General features: G+C 27.4%; 2 protein-coding genes. Both read left to right on the forward strand.

The window, feature by feature from the left end; genetic code table 11:
- Positions 1–192: 192 nt before the first annotated feature.
- On the forward strand, positions 193–2,637 hold the full coding sequence (locus FLACOL7796_RS24505; RefSeq protein WP_173973384.1) for an McrB family protein: 2,445 nt from the start codon (positions 193–195) through the stop codon (positions 2,635–2,637).
- Positions 2,638–3,754: McrC family protein (locus FLACOL7796_RS24510; protein ID WP_173973385.1), on the forward strand; the 1,117-nt coding region annotated here is incomplete at its 3' end.

Here is a 3,754-nt window from a genome sequence, read left to right on the forward strand (position 1 = left end):
GTATACTTGCCTAAAAAAGCAATGTTTGTTATGGTTTTCCGTAAAAATAATAATTACTAAATATTGATATTTGTTTTTTAAATAAGGATAAGTACAATCGTTGCTCTCAAAAATTAGATTAAGCAGAAAACTTTGGAGAATATTATATGCTAAATCAAATTTTGCTTAATTATAAATATCAGAAAATTAAGAATGATAAAAGATAAAATCGAACAATATTTAACAAATCAATTTACTGACAGAATAATTAATACTCAAGATTTCTTTTTTCAAAAAGGTCAAGATGCATTACAAAAATGGCTGAATCTATCCATAAATAATGAAGACAAATCCGATTTAGAAAAATTAGCTGCTGATTATGATGGTTTGCAAAAACTAGCTACTAAAAGGCAAACCATCAATGAAATACTTAACTTATTATTTGAAATTGTTTCATATTGTGATAGCAAAGCAAAAAGCAAAGATTATTTCAATCAGTATGATGATAATAGAACTTTAGCCGTGGCTTATGTAAGAATGAATCATTGGATTGAAAAATTAATAATCTTCAAATTTAATACAGATGCGGTCCCTGTTGGTTCTATTCGAAATGCAATAAATTATCTTCTTAATCCAACAAATAACGCTACAATTTTAAGTGAAAACCATAGAGCAATGATTTCACAAACATTATTTAAAAAAGAATATAATCCACATAACTTCATAAAAAATTTAGAAGAATATTTTTCTTCTTATCAAATTACGGTAAGTAATAGTAAAAACTATACTTATTTACTTTCTTGCATTATTTATTTTATCAGAAAAGAATGGCTGGATGATATCATTGGATTAATGGCTTCTGATAATACTCCATGGAAAGATAATGCTATAAATAATATGCAGGGAAGTGATTGTACTATTTTATGGAATTCTAAAAGACCAACAGGGACAAATAACACATTGAAGATGTTACGAAGCAAAATTAATGATGGCGGATATTTTAAGTTATTTTATTCCGTTCATGGCAATGTACAATATGTAGCTGAAATTATTGATTTTGTAGAAAATGATATCCAATTAAAGGAAAAGAACTGGCCTTCTATATTTAAAAAAATAGATGGATACGAAAATGATTTCATTAAGTACAATGATGACAATAAGTCTGCAAAGATTGTATTTCTTACTCGAAAATTCGAAAAAATTCAATCAATACCAGCCACCTCTTTTGCAACATATAAAGGATGGGCGTATCCTGTACAAGATAATTTAACTCCAATAATATCAGAACCAGATATAATCACAATACCTACAAATAACAATTCTGCAACATCTTCTATTATGAATAATAACTATAAAAGTTCGTTAAACCAAATTCTATATGGTCCACCAGGAACAGGAAAAACATATAATACTATTCTTGAAGCTGCAAAAATAATTTCCGGAAATGAAAATATTTCCTACGAAGATGCTTTAGAGGAGTTTAATACCAACTTAAATAATCAAATTGAATTTATCACCTTTCATCAAAATTACACTTATGAAGATTTCATTCAAGGAATAAGACCGGATATCGAAAACGAAAAAGAACTAAGCTTTGAGAAAAAAGATGGTATTTTTAAGCGAATTGCAGACCGAGCACTTTTTGAATATTACATAGAAAATCAAAAATTAAAAACTACATCAAATGAGTTATTTGTAGATCCTACAGAAGCATATTTAGATTTTTTTAATCAACTGTCAGTTGGTCAAGAGTTTGCAACTAAAAAAAATAAAAAAATCAATATCATTCAATTAAATAAAAATAAAAATATTGTTTTTAAATATGAAAATGGTTCAAAACCAGTTTTGGTATCATCAAATCGACTTTTGAAATTATATAGTAAGATACCTGATATAAATCAAATACAGAATATAAATGAGGATGTAAGAGCTGCTATTGGAGGTTGTGATGCTTCAGCATATTATACCATGTTAAGAGAGTTCATTATTTTTTATGATGAAAACAAAAAAAGAATTCAGGATGAAGAAGATTATCAGGACACAGACTATCTCGATATTACTGAAGAAAGAAAAAAAGAAATTTTGTCACAGATAACTTTAAATGAACTTAGAAATATATCTAAAGATTCAGTTAAAAAATATGTAATAATCATAGACGAAATTAATCGCGCCAACATTTCAAGAGTTTTTGGCGAGTTAATAACATTGATTGAAGAAGATAAACGCTCGCATGGAAAAATCCCTATGAGAGTTACTTTACCGTCGGGAGATACTTTCATCGTACCATCAAACCTACACATTATCGGCACAATGAATACAGCAGATAAATCTATTACTTTGTTGGATATTGCACTGAGAAGACGATTTGAATTTGTACCAATGTATCCCTTATACGAAGGTTTCAAGGATTCAATTTATTTTCCCGATATTCTGCAAAAAATGAATGAAAAAATAAAAAAAATAAAAGGACCCGATTTTCAAATTGGTCATGCTTATTTTATGGAAAATGATAATTTACTTGAGATTATGAATAGAAAAGTAATTCCGCTTTTACTAGAATATTTTATGAATGACGAAACACAAGTAAAAGAAATAATTACCATTGACGGATATTTAGTTGATGAAAATTCCTGGCCAATGAAATTAAACAAAGTATAAATGATTAATCTCTTTGAATATCAAAATAAAGTATCTCTTCCTGAGGAACATTTCGAAAATTTAGAAATGTTCCTAGATGATATTTGGAATAAAAGAGAGAAATCAAGCTATTATAATGAAGATGAGAATCGTGAAGAAGTTCAGCATTTTTTACAGTTTTTGCACAAAACAAATCAATTAAAATCTAATAAATACGTTGGTGTTATTCATTTTGAAAATCAAACTATAAATCTTTTACCTAAAATCTTTTACGATTCTTCAAAAGAAGTTTTAGAAGATGATGTGAAAGTGATAAATAGTCATGTATTATGGTGGTTAAGCTACTGCAGAAAACTAAAATTTCCTAATTACCAAACCGGATTAAATAATGAGCAAGCTGACTTTTTCGAAATATTAATTTATCTTTTTGGCAAATACACTAAAGAACTTCTAAACTCATCTATTTATCAAAAATATATTGAGATTGAAAATGAACTTTCATTTGTAAAAGGTAGAATTGATTTCAATAAATATATTACAAATAATCTTTCAAGAGGTAGAAATCATAAAGTAAGTTGCGCATATGATTCTTTTGAGATGGATAATAACTTCAATCAGTGTATAAAACAAGTAACGAAACTATTACTTACAGCATCTAAAGACAATCAGAACAAACGCAATTTAAACGATATATTATTCTTATTAGATGAAGTCAGCGACGTTTCAATTGGAGCTGATGAATGCAAAAGAATTTTATTTAATCCAATGTTTTCTAGTTTTGAAACGGTTAGAGATTATTGTGTATTATTTTTAGAAAATAGTGTTTCCTTCAACTATAAAAACTCATTAAAGCTGTTCGCCTTCTTATTACCAATGGAATATGTTTTTGAAGATTTTATTTTTGGTTTTATAGATAGAGAAATAGATGGAGTCAAACCTTTTGGGCAAGTAAAAGATAAATTTTTAGACACAGAACAGAAGTTTAATTTGCGTCCTGATTTACTTTTAGAAACTCTTAGTAATAAATTTATAGCAGATACCAAATATAAAATGGTTTATGCAGCAGAAAATGATTCAAAAAAAGGAATTTCGCAGAATGATTTGTATCAAATGACTGCTTATGCTATAAGATTTGGTA

The sequence above is a fragment of the Flavobacterium bizetiae genome (assembly GCF_902804475.1).
GTDB lineage: Bacteria > Bacteroidota > Bacteroidia > Flavobacteriales > Flavobacteriaceae > Flavobacterium > Flavobacterium bizetiae.